The sequence below is a fragment of the Streptosporangium sp. NPDC023963 genome (genome assembly GCF_040639135.1).
Classification (GTDB): Bacteria; Actinomycetota; Actinomycetes; order Streptosporangiales; family Streptosporangiaceae; genus Streptosporangium.
Genome location: NZ_JBEZZK010000016.1, coordinates 131,222 through 147,699 on the forward strand (window position 1 = coordinate 131,222; position 16,478 = coordinate 147,699).

The following is a 16,478-nucleotide window of genomic DNA, read 5'->3' on the forward strand; positions in this document are numbered from 1 at the left end:
CGCGGAGACGCCCAGCACTGTCGTCAGGAGGGCGTGATGTCGGAACCTGTGGTCGTCGACGCGATGGGCGGAGACCACGGACCGGTCGAGACGGTCGCCGGGGCGGTGGCGGCCCGGCGCGAGCTGGGGATCCCCGTGCTGCTGGTGGGCAGGGCGGCGGACATCCGCGCCGAGCTCGACCGCCACGGCGCCGTCTCCGAGGTCGGCGTGGTGCACGCCGAGGACGTCGTCCCGATGGCCGAGCGGGGCGCGGGCGCGGTCTCCTCCGCCACGACCAGCCTGACGGTCGGCTGCGATCTCGTGCGGCGCGGAGCGGCGTCGGCGTTCGTGTCGGCCGGGTCCACCGGCGCGGTCGTCTCGTGCGCCATCCGCGGCATCGGCCGCGCCACGGATGTCCTGCGGCCCGCCCTGGCCATCGCGCTGCCCTCGGTCACCGGCGGCGCCACCGTGCTGATCGACGCGGGAGCGACCTCCGACCCCACCCCGGAGATGATCGCTCAGTTCGCGCTGCTCGGCGTCTCCTACGCCCAGCTCGTGCTCGGCGTCGCCGACCCGTCGGTGGGCCTGCTGTCGATCGGCTCGGAACCGGGCAAGGGCAACCGGCTGACGCGCAGGGCCGGTGAGCTGCTTCCCGGCCTGCCGTTCCGCTTCCACGGCAACGTGGAGGGCCACGACGTGCTCGCGGGCACCGTCGACGTGATCGTCACCGACGGCTTCACCGGCAACGTGGTGCTCAAGAACGTCGAGGGCTCCGTACGGGCCGCGCTGACTCTGGTGGCGCGTTCCGGTGTCGCCGGGGCCGAGGACCTGCGGGAGGTGGCCCGCCGCTACGACCCCGAGACCCACGGCGGGGCGGCGCTGCTCGGGCTGAGCGGCACCGTCGTCGTCGCGCACGGCTCCTCGCGGGCGGCGACGATCGCACGCGCCTGCGCGGTGGCCCACGACCTCGCCGAGGGCGGGGTCGTCACCCGCTTCGGGGACCACCTCGCCGCGGAACCCGCCCGTTGAGCGCGGCCGGGCGGCCGGACGGTCCCGCGTTCCCGCTCGCGGTGCTCGTGCCTCGCCGTGGAACGCGTTCACCGGACGGGGTCGAGATGCCGGGTGGGCTGCCGGGCGGAGCGGGCCGGGTCAGGCCAGCGGGTCGGCGCCGTCCCAGGTGCCCTCGCTGGCGTACGGGGAGAACCGGGCGAACAGCTCCTCGGAGTACCAGTCCTCCGCGCGCGTCCTGCCGATCACCCGCCGGTGCTCCCGCCCCCGGTGCGCGAAGTCCCGCACCGCGGCGGCGTCGCGCCACAGCGAGAACGTGCCCTGCCTGGCCAGCGGCCACTCGCCGACGCCGACCGAGGCCAGGCAGCCGTCCTGCTCCGCCAGGAGGCGGTCCACCCCGGGGACCGAGCGGTAGAACGCCACCAGGCGGGAGGGCCGGATCGACGCGCGGGTCAGCACGGCGACGGGGCCGCCGGGGCCGCCGGGGCCACCGGGACCACCGGGATCGCCGGGACCGGGTCCCGGCGATCCCTCGGGAAGAAGACCGGCCGGGCTCGCGGGGAGAGGGCCGAACGGGTGCACCCCGTTCCAGCGGCCACGCGAGGCGAGGGGAGCCAGCCGCACCTGCCAGGACTCCCGGGCCTCGCTCCGCCAGCGCGCCGCCACCGGGGAGTCGCTCAGGAAGCGGTCCAGGTCCCGCTCGTCGCGCCACACCGCCAGCAGGGCCCAGCGGCGCAGGTCCGCGCCCACGCTCATCGAGGCCCCGCGGCCGGAACCGAGCAGCCGCCAGAACGTCAGCCCCGGCGTCCGGCCCAGCACCGGCCGGTCGTACGCCATGTAACGCATAGCCCCCATATCCGCATATTTCGTGAGATGGAAGGAAGCGATGGTTCCCCTGCTCGTCTCGGTCATCGGCGGCTACCTTCTCGGATCCGTGCCGGTCGCCGTGCTGGTCGCCCGCGCGCACGGGTTCGACCCCCGCGAGGTCGGCGACCGCAACCCCGGCTTCTGGAATGTCAGGCAGCGGCTCGGCTGGCGGGCCGCCGTGCCGGTCTTCGCGGGTGACACGCTCAAGGGCACGCTCGCGGGACTGCTCGGCCTGTGGGCCGGCGGCACGCACCTCACCTGGCCCGGCGGGGTGAGCGGCGACAGCGCGCTGCCGGTGTATCTGGCGGTGGCCGCCGCCATGGCCGGGCACGCCTGGCCGGTCTTCGCCGGGTTCGCGGGCGGCCGCTCGATCCTCGCCTTCGTCGGCGGCTTCGCCGTCATCTGCCCACCGGGTTTCCTGCTCGGGGTGGCCGCCCTGGTCGTGGTCGCCGTGGTGACGCGGTCCTTCGCGATCGGGGCGCGCGTCGGCGTCTTCGGCATCCCGCTGTTCCAACTGCTCTTCGCGCCGGTCGTGTACGTGGCCGGGACCGGCCTGCTCATGTGCCTCATCGGATTGCGCTTCGGTCAGGCGGCGCGGACCAGCCGCCCGTCGTGACCGGTGCCGCGTCCGGTCCCGGCCATGCGTCCGGTCCCGGCCGGGTGCCGGATCCGGGCCGGTCGTCCGTCGCGGCCTCGCCGGAGCGGGTGCCCGTCGTGCCCCGGCCCGGTCGCGCGCCCGTCACGCCAGGGCCAGGGCCGGGACCGGGGCGGGAGACCGTCGTGGCGGCGGGGTAGACGCGGCCCCGCCAGTTGCGCACCGGGCGGAGGGTGGCCTGCGTCAGCCGCAGGGCCGCCAGCGGGTCCAGCAGCGGGGAGAGCAGCACGCCCGGCCCCGGCCGCGTGTAGCTGCCGCGCAGCGCGCCGGCCAGCAGCAGCCGCACGGCCAGCAGGCCCAGATCGAGCCGGGTGGGACGGCCAGCCACCAGCCGCAGCACGGGCAGTGCGGCGGCCAGCCAGACCACGGCCAGGTCGGCGACCTGCCAGCCCGGCGCGGTGGCGTCGCGCAGCGACAGCGACCGCCCCCACTCCCGCCACACCCCGGCGGCCGAGTCGTGCATGTCGACCTCCAGCAGGCCCCCGGCGTCCAGGAACCCCACCGCCCAGCCGTCCGACGCCAGGGCCCTGGCCAGCGCGACGTCGTCGGCCATGTTCCCGCGTACCCGCGCGAACCCGCGGGCGTCCAGCATCGCCGCGCGGCGGAAGGCCGTGCACTGGCCGTTGGCCATCGCCCGGTGCGGGGCCGGGGGAGTGGCCGGCCCGATCGGGCCGAAGCGGTAGACCAGCGTCGCCAGGAACGAGGCGTGCAGCGCCTGCTCGACCGCCCCGTCGCACACGAACCGGGGTCCCGCGCTCACCAGGTCGTATTCCCCCAGGGCCGCTGCGAGCGCGCCGAACAGCCCCGGCGCGGGCCGGGCGTCCGCGTCCAGGGTCACCACGACGTCGCCCCCCGCGGCTTCGACGCCCTGCCGCAGCGCCCACTGCTTGCCCACCCAGCCGTCGGGGAGCGGCGCCCCCGCGACGACCTTCGCGCCGACCCCGGCCGCCAGTCGTGCCGTGCCGTCGCGCGACTCGTCGTCGACGACGATGACCTCCGCGACGTCCGGATCGGCGAGCACCGCCGACAGGCACGGGCCGAGGCGGGCCTCCTCGTCGCGGGCGGGGATCACCACGGAGACGCGCGGCGACGCCGTCCGTACGGGGGCCAGCGCGGGCCGGCGACGCCGCCCCCGAGCCAGCCGCACCGCCACGGCCAGCGCGGCGGCGGCCTGCAGCGCGGTCAGGAGTCTCATCGTCATGCCTCTCCGGTCGGGACGGCTCCGGTCCCGCGGCCCCGGCCGCCGGCCGCGCGGGGGGAACCGGCGGGGAAGTCCTCCCGGACGAGCGAGGCGACGATGCGGCCGCCCATCGCGACCAGCGGCAGCCCGCCGCCGGGATGCGCGGAACCGCCCACCAGGTACAGGCCGCGCCGGGGACCCCGGTTGCCGGGGCGGCGGAAGGGAGCGAACCTGCTCGAGTAGGCGCCGCCGTAGATCGAGCCGCCCCACGCGCCGTACCGGTCGCGCAGGTCGGCGGGGGTGAACAGGTCCACGAAGCGCAGCCGCCCCGACAGGTCGTGCCCTCTGGAGGCCAGGCGGTCGAGCACCAGGTCCCGGTACGCCTCGGGGGACATCGGCCACCGGCCGGGGTCGCGGGACGGGACGTTGACCAGCATGACCCAGTTCTCCGTGCCCGGCGGGGCCTGCGACGGGTCGTCCACGACCGAGCAGCCGATGTAGACGGTCGGGTCCTCCGGCGGCCTGCGCCGCCGGAAGATGTCGCCGAACTCCCGCTCGTAGTCGCCGGAGAAGACGATCGAGTGGTGGCCCAGCCCCTCGGTCCTGCCCTCCACCCCGGCCAGCAGCAGGAACGCCGAGGAGGAGGTGCCGAGCCCGGCGATGCGCCGCAGCCGCCGCCGGTCGGGCAGCAGCCGTCCGTACAGCGCCGCCGCGTCGGTGTTGGCGACCACGACGTCGGCGCGCACGCGTTCCCCAGAGGCGAGCCGCACCCCGTCGACCCGCTCGGTGTCGGCGAGCACCCGGGTCACCTCCGCGCCCAGGACGACCTCCACTCCCGCCTTCTCCAGCATCAGGGCCAGGGCGTCGGCGATGCGGGGCAGCCCTCCGGGGACGTACCAGCCGCCCTCGCCGTGCTCGATCGCCGGGACGCACCCCAGCGCGGCCGGGGCGCGGTACGGGCTGGAGCCCGCGTAGGTGGCGTAGCGGCCGACGTACTGGCGCAGGCGCGGGTCGGTGAAGAAGCGGCGGGCCAGCCCGTCGAGGGTGCGGCCCGGCGCCACCGCCAGCAGGTCCGACAGCCGGGCCTCGGTGGGCGGCCGGGTGAGCGGGCCGGTGAAGAAGGTGCGGCGCGACGCGTCGAAACAGCCCCGCGCCCAGTCGTGGAAGGCGAGCCAGGCGCGGCCCTCGCCGGGCGCGAGCCGGTCGACCTCGGCGGCCATCCGCGCCGGGTCGCGGTACGCCGCCAGCGTCGAGCCGTCCGCGAAGCGGTAGCGGCACAGCTCGTCGAGTTCCACCAGGTCGAGCTCCAGCCCGAGGTCGGTGAAGACGGCGGGCAGGGTCAGCAGGGAGGGGCCGACGGAGAAGGTGAAGCCGTCCCTGGTGTGCTCGGCGAGCTTGCCGCCCAGCCGGGGGAGCCGCTCGTACAGGCGCACCCGGTGCCCCTGCCTGGCCAGCAGCAGCGCGGAGACCATGCCCCCGACGCCGCCGCCTATCACCGTTACCTCGGGCATCCGTGTTTCCTTCCGATGGGTGCGGCCGTCGCCGTCACGCCGGGCCCGCCCCGGGAAGCGGCCGTCTCCGGAGTCCGCGCCGCCAGGCGAGCAGGGTGAACAGTCCCATCGAGAGACCTCCGGCCGTGGCCACCAGTGGGTCCGGCGGGACGAAGACCGCCGCGAAGCCGATGGTCTCCATGACCGCCATCACCGTGTAGATCGACACCAGCCCGGCGCTCCACGCGGCGGGCTCGGCCAGTACGCGTTCCAGCAGGGTCATCACCAGCAGGGAGACGACGAGCCAGCCCGCGAAGTTGCTGAGGGGAACGTCCCGGTAGGGGCCGGGGTCGTGCCAGACCCACAGGCCCAGCCGGATCATCTGCGGGTCCAGGAACAGGTCCCAGGCGGTGAGGGCCAGCGCCCCCGTGACGATCCGCGCCGCCCGGCTCCCCGGCGCGACGGCGGCGGCCACCGCGTGGGCCGCCAGCCCCATGCCGCCCCAGGCCAGCGCCACGATCACCGGCACCCCGCCGGGCGCGGGCCACAGCACGCCGGTGTAGTTGTAGTCGCCGAACGGCAGGCCCGTCCTGATCCCGACCCACTCGGCGGCGTACCCGGCCGCGACCACGGCCGCGAACGCCGCGACGACCCTGGCGGGGGAGTGGGTCGCGCAGGCGAGGGCCAGCGCGCTCGCCGCCAGCAGCAGGACGACCACGCTGGTCAGCACGATCGGCCGGGGCTGCAGTCCCGAGGCGACCTGCGCGACGACCATCGCGGCCAGCAGCGCCGCGCCGAGCACGCTCGCCACGCGTGCGCGCGGTCTCACCGGCGAAGGCGGCTCCCGCACCGCCCCGTGCCCGGGCCGTCCGCTGCTCATCTGATGACTGTGCCCCATGGACGGTCATTCGATCGGCCGGGTGCGGTCAGATTCACTTTGAGGTCACGATCTTTCACTTCGAGGTGACGATCTCCGGCGAGTGCGAGTGCGAGTGCGAGTGCGGTGTGGACGGTGTTCCCCGGTCCTCATGTCGGCAGGGTCTCCCCGCCTTCGCCCCGGCAGGCTGTCCCGGTCTCGTCCCGGGCGCCCGCACATCGTGACGTGTAATCACCCTGCAAGGACCGTGCATGCCCGGTGCCGTACAAATCTCTCACCACCTCGGGCACCCGCCTCCCGCGCCCGGTTGAAAGGACGACCCAGCATGCGCACGACACGCTCCACGACCTCCGAGCGGAACGACCACGAGACGCTCCACGGCTTCGGGCAGGGCGCGGTGGGTGCGGTGCGCGGTTTCGGCTCGTGGGCGTGGGTCCTCGCCGCGGCCCCGATCGCGCTGGCGCTGGCGCTGGTGGTGGCGTTCTCCGTGGGGAACGCCGCGAACGCGCCCGAGCAGACCGTCTATCCCGGGATCCGCAGCCTGTCCGTGGACACCGACCACGGGAACGTGGAGATCGTCGGCGCCGCCGTCACCGACGTCCGCGTGACGCGACGCCACCACGGGGACGCCCCGCGCGGCGAGTCGTCGGGAGGTGGGTCCCTCGCCGTCGGCCTCCTGTGCGACGAGGGGTTCGTCTGCACGACGATCCGCGACACCCCGCGGGACCGTACCGACTACGCCTTCGTCGTGCCGGCGGGTATCGACGTCACCGTCCACAGCCGCAACGGCGACGTCGTCCTGCGCGGGCTCACCGGGAAGGTCGTCACCCGCCCGGGCAACGGCTCGATCACCCGCCAGGACGGCCAGGACACCCGGCGCGCGCAGGATGCCCAGGGCGGCCAGAACGACTAGGGCGTGGCCACGAGATCTCCGGCGTCGACGGCCCGCGGAGCGCCCTGGCGCGGCGGGTGGGGGGTATACGGGTCCAGGAACGCCGTAGGGCCCGTCCACGGTGACGTCTCGGCGCAGGGCTTGGGCGAGCAGGGCGAACGGCCCGCCGATGCCGTGGGCGATGCCGAGGTCGGCGTGCCCGCCGGGGAACTCGGATGACGTTCACCATCGCCGCACCGTGACCGTGGCGGCCCGGAGCGGAACAGAGGGCCGTACGACGGATCAACTCTCCGCGCGACAGGCGGTGTCCCTGGGCGGCACGCGGAGGCCGATGAAGTACCGGTTGGCGTATGCGATCGTGCACGGGTCACCCGTGTGGTACAGCCCGTGCCCAGGCCCTTCGAAGCGGATCGTGCCCGACCCCGGTACCCGGAGGGCGAGGTCGGCGGTGTCCGCGTAGTCGGTCCACGTTCCCGCGCCGACGAACGGCGGCAACCGGTCCACGGGGAGGGGGGCGGCGGGATTGCGGACCGGTTCCGGCCAGCCCACGCAGCCCAGGGGATGCCACAGCTCGGAACCGGACAGATGCGGCGCGATCCGGTCGCCCAGGGCCCGCAGGCGGCGGTACTCGGCGTGGTCGCGATAGCGGATTCCGTCCAGGCAATGGGTCATGTTCATCCCGACGGGCGAGGGCGGCTTCAGGCTGCCCAGCGTTCCCTCCTTGACGTAGTCGGAAAATCCGGTGGCGTCGCCCTTTTCCGCCCGCCTGATCGCCCGGGCCAGTTCCTTCCACCGGGCGTTGTCCTCACCGGGCGTGACGAGGTCGGGCATGGCGGCCACGGTGATGTCGAAGCCGCTGTAGGCGACTCCCTTCTCGGCGGGCACGGGAGAGCGGTCGGCCGCGGAGACGAGGCGATCCCAGGCGGTGTCGACGTCGCGTCCATGCAGCGCGCAGGCGGAGTCGTTCGCGCACCACCGGGAGAAGCGGGCGAACTGTGCCTCCATGAGGGCGTACCGTGCTCGATCCTGCTCGATCCTGTCCCGGAGCGTGTTGACGCTTCCGTCCAGATACATCGCCCGTACCCGGCCGGGGAAGAGCCGGGCGTAGGCGATCCCGGGGACGCCGCCGTAGGAGGTGGCCATGAAGGTGAACCGTCGCTCGCCCATCGCCGCGCGGATCGCGTCGATGTCGCGCGCGAACGAGGCGGAGTCGAGGTGGGCGAACAGCTCGGGGTCGGCGGCTCGGCAGGCCTCGGCGGCCGCCCGGTTCGAGCGGGCCAGCGCATCCCAGTCGCGCTCGCTGTCCGGCCTGGTGATCCACGGCCCGGTGGTGAGGCAGTCCTGGTCGAGGACGCCCAACTCGATGCCGTTGCGCGGCAGGAGGCTGACGACGTCGAAGCTGTCCCGGATCTGGGCGAAGCTGCCCGCGTGCCGCTCGAGGTCCTGCACTCCCGACCCGCCGGGCCCGCCGGGGATGGAGAACAGCACGCCGACGCGGTGGCGCCTGCCGGTGTGCGGCAGCATCGCGAGAGGGAGCGTGATCGTACGGCCCCGGGGTTCGGCCCAGTCGACCGGGACGCGGATCTCACCGCAGAGCATCTTGCCGCAGGGCTTCCACGCCAAGGTGGAGGCGGGAGGGGCGGCGGCGGACACGGACGTGGCACCCACCAGGACGACGGTGGCGAACGAACCGGCCAGCAGCGGCCGGACGCGGCGTCCGCGCAGCGCGACGGCGACCGTCGCGGCGGCCAGGGCGGCCACGGTGTAGGCGGCCAGCAACGCGCCCGCGGAGATCGGGGTGAGCAGGCCCTCGGCCGCGATCTGGGCGGGCAGCGCCCCGATGAGGTGCGCGCCGATCCGGTGGCCGAGCGGACGCGGCAGGGTCTGCGCGGCGACAGGCAGGATCACCAGTAAGGCCGTCAGCGTGACCAGGGTGCCCGCCGTGGAACGGATCGCCGTGCCCAGTCCGAGCCCGATGAGCGCGACCAGCGGCATCGAGGCACCGGTGATCAGCAGCCCCGCCAGGACGCCGGGCTCGGACAGGGAGGCGCCGAGCGTCTCGCCGCCCAGCAGGACCGTGTCCGCCCTGGTGCCGAGGACGGCCATGGTGGCGGCGTACATGCCGAAGACCAGCACCTGCCCCGCGACCAGGCTCACGGCCACCAGGACCGGGATCTTCGCGAGGAGGAAGGTGTGGCGGGCCGGGACGGCTGTCAGGCTGGTGCTGATGTGGCCCGTGCCGTACTCGGTGGTGACGGACAGCGCGCCGAGAGCGCCGATCACGAGGTAGGCGAAGGGCAGCCCGGTGTCCAGCCCGTCGCCCAAGCCGTCGAAGCGCCGCAGGTCCGCCCCCTGCTGGTTGTCGAAGCCGCGCGTGACCAGAAAGGCCACGCCCGCGCTGAGGCCCACCGCGGCCAGCGAGGAGACCAGCAGGTAGAGGTTGGTGCGCAGCGTCCTGAACTTCAGGAACTCCGCCGCGATCGCGTCCGTCATCGTGCCACGTACTCCCTGCTGTCGCCGGTCAGCTCCATGAACGCCTCCTCCAGGGAGGCCTCGCGCGGTGTGAGCTCGTACAGCGCGATGCCGTGGGCGAAGGCCAGCTCACCGATGCGCCTGGCCTCCAGCCCGGTCACCGCCAGCCCGTTCCCGGCCCGCACGACGCCCCCGTCGGCCCGCAGGACCGGCGCCAGCGCCGCCGGGTCGGCGGCGCGGACGAGCACGTCGCGCCGGTACCGCTCGGCGAGCGCCGCCATGGCCGTGTCGGCGATCAACCGGCCGCGCCCCACCACCACGACGTGGTCGGCGGTCATGGCCATCTCCGCCATCAGGTGGCTGGAGACGAGCACCGCCCGGCCCTCCGCGGCCAGCGCGCGCATCAGCTCGCGGATCCACCGCACGCCCTCCGGGTCCAGCCCGTTGACCGGTTCGTCGAACATCAACGCCTCCGGGTCGCCCAGCAGCGCCACCGCGATCCCGAGCCGCTGCTTCATCCCCAGAGAGAACTTCGCGATCCGCTTGCCCGCCACGGACGTCAGCCCCGCCCGGTCGAGCACTTCGTCCACGCGGGCCGGGCCGATGCCGTTGCTGCGCGCCACGCACGCCACGTGCGCCCGTGCGGTGCGGCCACCGTGTACGGCTCCCGCATCCAGCAGCGCCCCCAGTGTCAGCAGGGGGCGCTTGAGCGAGGCGTAGGGCCGCCCGGCGACCAGGGCGGTGCCGGCCTGGGGGGCCTCCAGGCCGAGGACGGCTCGCATCGTGGTGGACTTCCCGGCGCCGTTGGGGCCGAGAAAACCGGTCACCTGGCCCGGTCTCGCGGCGAAGGTGAGCCCGTCCACCGCGATGGCGTCGCCGTACCTGACGGTGAGGTCGTTGACTTCGATCACGGATCCAGCCTCGCCGCGGTGTGCCCGCGTCCTCCATCAGCCCACGCCCACCACGTGAGGCGGGATTTCCCACCCCGGAAGGTAGGGCTGGGCCTACCGTGTGGCGGATGATCAGAGGGCAGACTGGCGGGGTGGGCGGAGTCAGGAGGGGGTTGATCGCGGCGGCCGGGGTGCCGCTGAACGCGATCATGGGCGTGGCGGTGGTTCTCGCCTGGGTGCCGGGCATCCGCAGGGCTCTCATCTCACTGCAGCGAGCGTGGGCGGGAGCGGCGCTGGGCCGGGCCGTCCCCGCGGGTGGGTCCGGGCCGCGTGTCCTGGCCTGGCTGGCGATCAACACCGTCGCCGGCCCGGGCCTGCTGATGGCGGTGGCCGCGGTGGTGAACACGGTGGGCGTCGTCTTCTCCCTGCGGCCCGCCGTCAACGGTCCCAGCGTGACCTTCACGCTCAGCCTGGCGCTGCTCACCCTCTCGGCACTCGCCTTGATCATCGCCGCTCTCATGGGACTGGCCGAGGCCCGGCTCGCCGAACTGCTCCTCGGCGACGGCGGCCCGCTGGCGCAGCGGGTGCGAGAGCTGACCGTCTCCAGGGCCGCCGCCGTCGACGCGCGGGCGGCCGAGCTACGCCGGATCGAGCGCGACCTGCACGACGGCGCGCAGGCCAGGCTCATCTCCGTACGGATGAGCCTCGGCCTGGCCAGGAACGCCGGCGACCCCGAGCAGGCCCGCGAGCTCATCGAGGAGGCATGGGAGTCGGCCGGTCAGGCCCTTGCCGACCTGCGCGACCTGGTGCGCGGCATCCACCCGCCCGTGCTCGCCGACCGCGGCCTGACGGGCGCGATCGAAGCGGCCGTCCTGCTCTGCCCCATCCCGGTCGCGACGGACCTCGCCCTGACCGGCCGCCCCGAGCCGCCGGTCGAGTCCGCGCTCTACTTCGCCACCGCCGAGGCCATGTCCAACGTCACCAAGCACAGCCACGCCACCCGTGCCTGGGTACGGCTGAGCCACACCCGCGACGGCCTCCGCCTGGTCGTCGGCGACGACGGGCACGGTGGCGCGGATCCGGCGGCGGGCACCGGACTGCGCGGGATCGCGCAGCGCCTGTCCGCCTTCGACGGCACGCTGGCCGTGCGGAGCCCGCCGGGTGGCCCTACCGTCCTCACCATGGAGCTGCCGTGCGCGTTGTGATCGCCGAGGATCTCGTCCTGCTGCGCGACGGCCTGATCCGGCTGCTGTCGGCGCACGGCTTCGAGGTCGTCGAGGCGGTGGACAACGGCCCCATGCTCCTGGCCGCCCTGGTGGAGCGGAACCCCGACGTGGCCGTCATCGACGTACGGCTCCCGCCCACCTTCACCGATGAGGGCCTGCGCGCCGCCCTGGAGGCCCGGCGGCGCCGGCCGGGGCTTCCTGTGCTGATCCTGTCGCAGTACGTCGAGCAGCTCTACGCCCGCGAACTCCTCTCCGACCGGTCGGGCGGCATCGGATACCTCCTGAAGGACCGCATCGGCGACGTGGCGGAGTTCGTCGAGGCGGTCCGCCGGGTCGCCGGCGGCGGCACCGCCATGGACTCGGAGGTGATCTCCCAGCTCCTGACCCGCCGATCGAGGGACGAACCCCTGGCGGAGCTGACCACCAGGGAGCACGAGGTCCTCGCCCTGATGGCGGAGGGCCTGTCCAACCTGGCGATGGCGACCCGCTTCGGGGTCACGGACAAGACGATCGGCAAGCACACCAACAACATCTTCGCCAAGCTCGGCCTCCCGCCCTCCGACGACCACAACCGCCGCGTCATGGCCGTCCTCGCCTACCTTCAGGCGGGCCCCGTGTCTCCGGACCCGTCTTAGGGCCTGTGCTTCGCGCCGTCCTGGCTCGTGTCAAGGTCCGGTCGCCGGCCGGCCGCCCGCGCACCCGCCCTGCCGCGGTGGCCGCCGGCAAGGCCTGCTCCTCCCGGTCCGGCGGGGGAGCCGCAGGCTCAGCGCCCGAGGAGTATCAGGCGCAGCTGCCTGCCGAATCTTCCGCGCCGGAACGCCGCGCGTTCGTTGACCCGGGGAAAGGGCTCGGCCGGGACGGGGACCGCGAGGAACTCGCACAGGGGCGCCCATCCCTCCCGGATGTCGAAGACCAGCAGCCGGTCGGGCGGGATCGTGGCCCTCACCTCGGCGACGTGCCGTTCGAAGACCTCGACGGCGTACGCGCGGTCACCGACGCGGCCGTCGAAGACACGGTCGACGATGGTCGCCCTGGCCATGCGCGGGTAGAGGGCGAAGTCCGGGGCCCGGCGGGCCACCAGCCACCTGATCACCCGGCGGTGCGGTGGCGGCGGCCCTTTCGCCAGGGCGCCCGCGAAGACGGTGGCGCCGACGCTGTCGTACCACCGTTGCGGGTCGCGGACGGTGAGGATGACCTTCGCGTCGGGATGGTGCCCGGCCAGTTCCCGCCAGTAGGCGGCGGCGGGCCAGTCCAGCGTCGCCTGGAAGCCGGTGAACACCTCGTCCCAGTCGGGGGTGCGGCCCTCCCCGATGTCGAGCCACTGGCGGATCCGGTGCGGCTCCTCGATGACCACGGACATGTGGTAGCAGGGGCCCTGACCCAGCAGTTCCAGCGCCGCCTTCAGCGCCGCCGTGCCCGTCCGGCCGAAGCCCGCGCCGATCACCTTCACGTCGTGCTCCCCTCGGTGTTCCGGTGGTACGTCCATGGTCGCTCTCCGGAGCCCGGACGGCCTTCCCACGGTCGTCCCCATCCCGGGCGGGAGCTCTGATGATTCTCTGATCTGCACTGTCTAGCTTCGTGGTGAGCGACATACCGGTTATACGACGGCACACCGCTTCAGACGAGTCCAGAATCCCGCCGCAGGGACCCGGAAACGCCTCGGAAGAGCCAGGGAAAGACCCCGAAGAGATCCGGAACCGCGAAGACGCCGCGCCGACCCGCGTGAAACCAGAGGAGCCGACCATGAGTGGTCCCGCCGAACCGCCGTTCCCGCACCCCCTTCTCGAGGCGCTGCGGAGCTCGCCCGGCGACCCGGCCTTCGAGCAGGGGGACAGGATCGTCTCACGGGGCGAGCTGCTGGAGACCATCCGGCGGCTGGCGGGAGCGATGCGCGACGCCGGGCTGGGCCCCGGCCGGGCCGTCGCCGTCCGCACGGCCGTCTCCCCCGAGGCGTTCGCCGCCCACATGGCCGCCCACGCGCTGGGCTGCCGGGTCGTGGGCGTCCGGCCCGGCTACCCGGAGGGGCACCTCGCCCACGTGCTCGGCATGGGGATCGACGCCCTCCTCGTCGACCGGTCCACCGTGACGCCGGAACTGCTCCGGGCCGCCGGGCCCGTCACGCTGCTGTCGCTCGGGCCGTGTCCCTCGCCGATGCCGGTGCCGGCGATCGACCTGCTCGCCCACCCCGGCGAGGGGAGGCCCCTCGTCCTCGCGGCCCGCCCGGACGACGTGGCCGCCCTGAGCTTCACCAGCGGCAGCACCGGCCGCCCCAAGGGCTGCGCGATCACCTACCGCGCGCTCGGCGAGCACTGGTCGTGGCAGCCCCGCCTGTGGTCCCCGGTCGCGGACGAGCTCGCCGCGGGCTTCGGGCGCTACATGCTGTTCGGCACCCTGGCCAGCATGGTGGTCATAGAGTTCCTGGGACTGTGCCTGCTGGGCAGCGGCACCGCGGTGATCCCCGAGGACGACGGGCGGCCCCTGTTCCCGTACGCGATCGAACGTCACCGGATCACCGGCTCCATCGTGACCGTGCCGCGGTTGTGCCAGATGCTCGACCTGCTCAGAGACGAGCCGGTCGACGTCGGCTGCCTGCGCGCGCTGATGGTCTCCGGATCACCGCTCGGCCCCGGGCGTCTGGCGGAGGCGGTGGACCGGCTCGGCCCCGTGGTCTACCAGGGGTACGGGCAGACCGAGGTGGGCCTGATCTCGGTGCTCACTCCCGGGGACATCGCCGCGTTCCCGGACAACGCCCTGCCTTCGGTCGGGCGGCCGAACTCGGGTGTCGAGATCAGCGTGCGCGACGAGGAGGGCCGCGAGGTGGCCGAGGGGGACACCGGCGAGATCCACGTGCGCAGCCCGTACCTGATGTCGGGGTACTGGGGGGATCCGGAGGAGACCCGCGACACCCTGCGAGACGGCCGGCTGCGCACCCGGGATCTCGGGTACCTGGACGAGAAGGGGTTCCTGCACCTCGTCGGCCGCACCCGTGACGTGATCATCGTCAACGCGATGGTGGTGTACGCCGGAGCCGTCGAGCGGGTGCTGAGCGGCCATCCCGACGTCGCCGAGGCGTACGTGGCCGGAGCCCCGGACGAGCTGACGGGAGAGGCCGTCCACGCGTTCGTCGTACCGGCCGAGGGCGCGGACCCGGACTGCGAAGCGCTGGCCGCGCTGGTGGGCACCGAACTCGGAGAGGGCAGCGTCCCCTGGACGATCACGGTGCTGCCCTCCGTCCCGGTCGCCGCGAGCGGCAAGCCCGACAAGCGCGCGCTGCTGGAACTGCTCGACCGGCGGGCTCTCTGATCGTTCTCTGAGAATTCCCCGCCAACACTGGGGACGTCCGTTCGACCAGATCGCTGTGACGGAGGTGTCCGTGCCGGACAACGCCCTGGACTACGTGGTGATCGGTGCCGGCCCCGCGGGCCTGCAACTGGGGTACTTCCTGGAGAAAGCGGGGCGGGACTACCTGATCCTGGAGGCGGGCCCCGCGCCGGGCACCTTCTTCCGGACCTTCCCGCGCCACCGGCAGCTCATCTCGATCAACAAGAGGTACACCGGGTCGGACGACCCGGAGCTCAACCTGCGGATGGACTGGAACTCGCTGCTGTCGGACGATCCCGGCCTGCTGTTCACCCGCTACAGCGACCGCTACTTCCCCGCGGCCGACGACATGGTCCGCTACCTCGCCGACTTCGCCGCGGCCTGCGCCCTGCGCGTCGCCTACGACGCCCGCGTCTCCCGGGTCGCCCGCGACCCCGGCACGGGCCACTTCCTGGTGACCGACGAGCGCGGCCGGACCCACGAGGCCAGGCGGCTGGTCGTCGCGACCGGGGTCAGCCGGCCCAACGTCCCGCCGATACCGGGCATCGAGACGGCCGAACCCTACGGCACCTTCACCACCGACCCGTCCGGATTCGTGAACCAGCGGGTGCTCGTCATCGGCAAGGGCAACTCGGCGTTCGAGACGGCCGACAGCCTGGTCGAGACGGCCGCGGTGATCCACGTCGCCGGGCCGAGCTCCGTCCGGCTGGCGTGGCGCACCCACTTCGTCGGTCACCTGCGCGCGGTCAACAACAACTTCCTCGACACCTACCAGCTCAAGTCCCAGAACGCGGTGCTGGACGGCGACGTCAAGCGGATCGAGCGCCAGGCCGACGGCTCGTACCTGGTGACGGTGAGCTTCGTCCGCGCCGACGAGGTCACCAAGGACATCCCGTACGACAGGGTCGTCGTCTGCACCGGCTTCCGGATCGACGCCTCGATCTTCTCCGACGAGTGCCGTCCGGACCTGACGATCAACGACAGGTTCCCCGCGCTCACCCCCTCCTACGAGTCGGTCAACGTGCCCGACCTCTACTTCGCCGGGACCGTGACGCAGTCCCGCGACTTCAAGCGCGGCACCAGCGGGTTCATCCACGGCTTCCGGTACGGCACCCGGGCGCTGCATCGCGTCCTGGAGGGCAGGTACCACGGTGCCGAGTGGCCAGGCCGTGAGCTGCCGGCCGATCCTGAGGCGCTCGCGGCGGCGGTGCTCGAACGGGTCAACCGCAGTTCGGCGCTGTGGCAGCAGTTCGGGCTGCTGGGCGACGTCGTCGTCCTCGACGGCCACGGCGGGGCGCGCTACCTGGAGGAGTTGCCGGTCGACCTGGAGGGCCCGCCGATCGGCGACGGCGGCCACTTCACGATCACATTGGAGTACGGGCCGGAGCACGACCAGGTCGATCCCTTCGACATCGGAGTGGGCCGGATCCGGCAGAACGACGCCGAGCGCGCCGCCGAGGGCCACTACCTGCACCCGGTGGTGCGGCACCACCGGGCCGGCGCGCCGCCGGTCGTCCACCACGTCACCGAGAACCTGGAGAACGAGTGGACCTCCCCGGAGACCCACGTCGAACCGCTCCGCGCGTTCTTCGCCCGCCAGGTCGCCTCGGTCCCGGCGTGA

14 protein-coding genes are annotated in these 16,478 nt (G+C 73.6%); 7 read left to right on the plus strand and 7 right to left on the minus strand.

Features of this window, described 5'->3' with window-relative positions; all coding sequences use genetic code 11:
* The first annotated feature begins 36 nt into the window (after positions 1 to 36).
* Positions 37 to 1,008: a phosphate acyltransferase PlsX gene (plsX, locus tag AB0F88_RS34905; RefSeq protein WP_362694226.1), complete on the plus strand. Its 972-nt coding sequence runs from the start codon at positions 37 to 39 to the stop codon at positions 1,006 to 1,008.
* A 120-nt stretch (positions 1,009 to 1,128) separates the two neighbouring features.
* Here plsX and AB0F88_RS34910 read toward each other — a convergent pair whose 3' ends face one another.
* Complete coding sequence (locus tag AB0F88_RS34910) at positions 1,129 to 1,842, minus strand: spheroidene monooxygenase (RefSeq protein WP_362694229.1); 714 nt, start codon at positions 1,840 to 1,842, stop codon at positions 1,129 to 1,131.
* A gap of 31 nt (positions 1,843 to 1,873) precedes the next feature.
* Here AB0F88_RS34910 and AB0F88_RS34915 point away from each other — a divergent pair, with 31 nt between their 5' ends.
* Positions 1,874 to 2,470 (plus strand): glycerol-3-phosphate acyltransferase, encoded by a 597-nt coding sequence (locus AB0F88_RS34915; protein ID WP_362694232.1) that lies wholly within the window; start codon positions 1,874 to 1,876, stop codon positions 2,468 to 2,470.
* Here the strand turns inward: AB0F88_RS34915 and AB0F88_RS34920 are convergent.
* The 3 genes from AB0F88_RS34920 to AB0F88_RS34930 are packed head-to-tail and all read right to left on the minus strand — an operon-like array spanning position 2,421 to position 6,059.
* The gene (locus AB0F88_RS34920; RefSeq protein WP_362694236.1) at positions 2,421 to 3,710 is read right to left on the minus strand and encodes a glycosyltransferase family 2 protein; all 1,290 of its coding nucleotides are present in this window, start codon (positions 3,708 to 3,710) and stop codon (positions 2,421 to 2,423) included. The genes AB0F88_RS34915 and AB0F88_RS34920 overlap by 50 nt on opposite strands.
* Positions 3,707 to 5,200: a phytoene desaturase family protein gene (gene crtI, locus AB0F88_RS34925; protein ID WP_362694239.1), complete on the minus strand. Its 1,494-nt coding sequence runs from the start codon at positions 5,198 to 5,200 to the stop codon at positions 3,707 to 3,709. The genes AB0F88_RS34920 and crtI overlap by 4 nt, the downstream gene beginning before the upstream one ends.
* A 34-nt stretch (positions 5,201 to 5,234) precedes the next feature.
* Positions 5,235 to 6,059 carry a carotenoid biosynthesis protein gene (locus AB0F88_RS34930; RefSeq protein ID WP_362694242.1) on the minus strand — a complete coding sequence of 275 codons (825 nt, stop codon included), beginning with the start codon at positions 6,057 to 6,059 and terminating at the stop codon, positions 5,235 to 5,237.
* 322 nt (positions 6,060 to 6,381) lie between these two features.
* Between AB0F88_RS34930 and AB0F88_RS34935 the strand changes: the two genes are divergently transcribed.
* Positions 6,382 to 6,969: a hypothetical protein gene (locus tag AB0F88_RS34935; RefSeq protein ID WP_362694245.1), complete on the plus strand. Its 588-nt coding sequence runs from the start codon at positions 6,382 to 6,384 to the stop codon at positions 6,967 to 6,969.
* Between the two features lie 261 nt (positions 6,970 to 7,230).
* On the opposite strand, the gene AB0F88_RS34940 is transcribed toward AB0F88_RS34935, so the two are convergent.
* Together AB0F88_RS34940 and AB0F88_RS34945 are read right to left on the minus strand one after the other, a co-directional pair.
* Entirely contained in the window at positions 7,231 to 9,441 is a 2,211-nt protein-coding gene (locus AB0F88_RS34940) for an alpha/beta fold hydrolase (protein WP_362694248.1), read from the minus strand.
* On the minus strand, positions 9,438 to 10,331 hold the full coding sequence (locus AB0F88_RS34945) for an ATP-binding cassette domain-containing protein (protein ID WP_362694251.1): 894 nt from the start codon (positions 10,329 to 10,331) through the stop codon (positions 9,438 to 9,440). Before AB0F88_RS34945 ends, AB0F88_RS34940 begins: the two co-directional genes overlap by 4 nt.
* A gap of 107 nt (positions 10,332 to 10,438) precedes the next feature.
* Between AB0F88_RS34945 and AB0F88_RS34950 the strand changes: the two genes are divergently transcribed.
* Together AB0F88_RS34950 and AB0F88_RS34955 are read left to right on the plus strand one after the other, a co-directional pair.
* On the plus strand, positions 10,439 to 11,515 hold the full coding sequence (locus AB0F88_RS34950; RefSeq protein WP_362694254.1) for a histidine kinase: 1,077 nt from the start codon (positions 10,439 to 10,441) through the stop codon (positions 11,513 to 11,515).
* Positions 11,503 to 12,171 (plus strand): response regulator transcription factor, encoded by a 669-nt coding sequence (locus AB0F88_RS34955; RefSeq protein ID WP_362694257.1) that lies wholly within the window; start codon positions 11,503 to 11,505, stop codon positions 12,169 to 12,171. Before AB0F88_RS34950 ends, AB0F88_RS34955 begins: the two co-directional genes overlap by 13 nt.
* 128 nt (positions 12,172 to 12,299) lie before the next feature.
* On the opposite strand, the gene AB0F88_RS34960 is transcribed toward AB0F88_RS34955, so the two are convergent.
* Positions 12,300 to 13,022, minus strand: coding sequence for a sulfotransferase family protein (locus AB0F88_RS34960; protein WP_362694260.1), 723 nt, complete (start codon positions 13,020 to 13,022; stop codon positions 12,300 to 12,302).
* A gap of 257 nt (positions 13,023 to 13,279) precedes the next feature.
* On the opposite strand from AB0F88_RS34960, the gene AB0F88_RS34965 reads away from it, so the two are divergent.
* Both AB0F88_RS34965 and AB0F88_RS34970 read left to right on the plus strand, forming a co-directional pair.
* Complete coding sequence (locus tag AB0F88_RS34965) at positions 13,280 to 14,839, plus strand: AMP-binding protein (RefSeq protein WP_362694263.1); 1,560 nt, start codon at positions 13,280 to 13,282, stop codon at positions 14,837 to 14,839.
* A 70-nt stretch (positions 14,840 to 14,909) separates the two neighbouring features.
* Complete coding sequence (locus tag AB0F88_RS34970; protein WP_362694266.1) at positions 14,910 to 16,478, plus strand: NAD(P)-binding domain-containing protein; 1,569 nt, start codon at positions 14,910 to 14,912, stop codon at positions 16,476 to 16,478.

Excerpts from the sequence above, each read along its gene's own strand:
- AB0F88_RS34920 (WP_362694236.1), bottom strand. The coding sequence starts at position 3,710 with ATGACGATGAGACTCCTGACCGCGCTGCAGGCCGCCGCCGCGCTGGCC.
- AB0F88_RS34950 (WP_362694254.1), top strand. The coding sequence starts at position 10,439 with ATGATCAGAGGGCAGACTGGCGGGGTGGGCGGAGTCAGGAGGGGGTTG.
- AB0F88_RS34965 (WP_362694263.1), top strand. The coding sequence starts at position 13,280 with ATGAGTGGTCCCGCCGAACCGCCGTTCCCGCACCCCCTTCTCGAGGCG.
- plsX (WP_362694226.1), top strand. The coding sequence starts at position 37 with ATGTCGGAACCTGTGGTCGTCGACGCGATGGGCGGAGACCACGGACCG.
- AB0F88_RS34940 (WP_362694248.1), bottom strand. The coding sequence starts at position 9,441 with ATGACGGACGCGATCGCGGCGGAGTTCCTGAAGTTCAGGACGCTGCGC.
- AB0F88_RS34930 (WP_362694242.1), bottom strand. The coding sequence starts at position 6,059 with ATGAGCAGCGGACGGCCCGGGCACGGGGCGGTGCGGGAGCCGCCTTCG.
- crtI (WP_362694239.1), bottom strand. The coding sequence starts at position 5,200 with ATGCCCGAGGTAACGGTGATAGGCGGCGGCGTCGGGGGCATGGTCTCC.
- AB0F88_RS34935 (WP_362694245.1), top strand. The coding sequence starts at position 6,382 with ATGCGCACGACACGCTCCACGACCTCCGAGCGGAACGACCACGAGACG.
- AB0F88_RS34960 (WP_362694260.1), bottom strand. The coding sequence starts at position 13,022 with ATGGACGTACCACCGGAACACCGAGGGGAGCACGACGTGAAGGTGATC.
- AB0F88_RS34910 (WP_362694229.1), bottom strand. The coding sequence starts at position 1,842 with ATGGGGGCTATGCGTTACATGGCGTACGACCGGCCGGTGCTGGGCCGG.
- AB0F88_RS34915 (WP_362694232.1), top strand. The coding sequence starts at position 1,874 with ATGGTTCCCCTGCTCGTCTCGGTCATCGGCGGCTACCTTCTCGGATCC.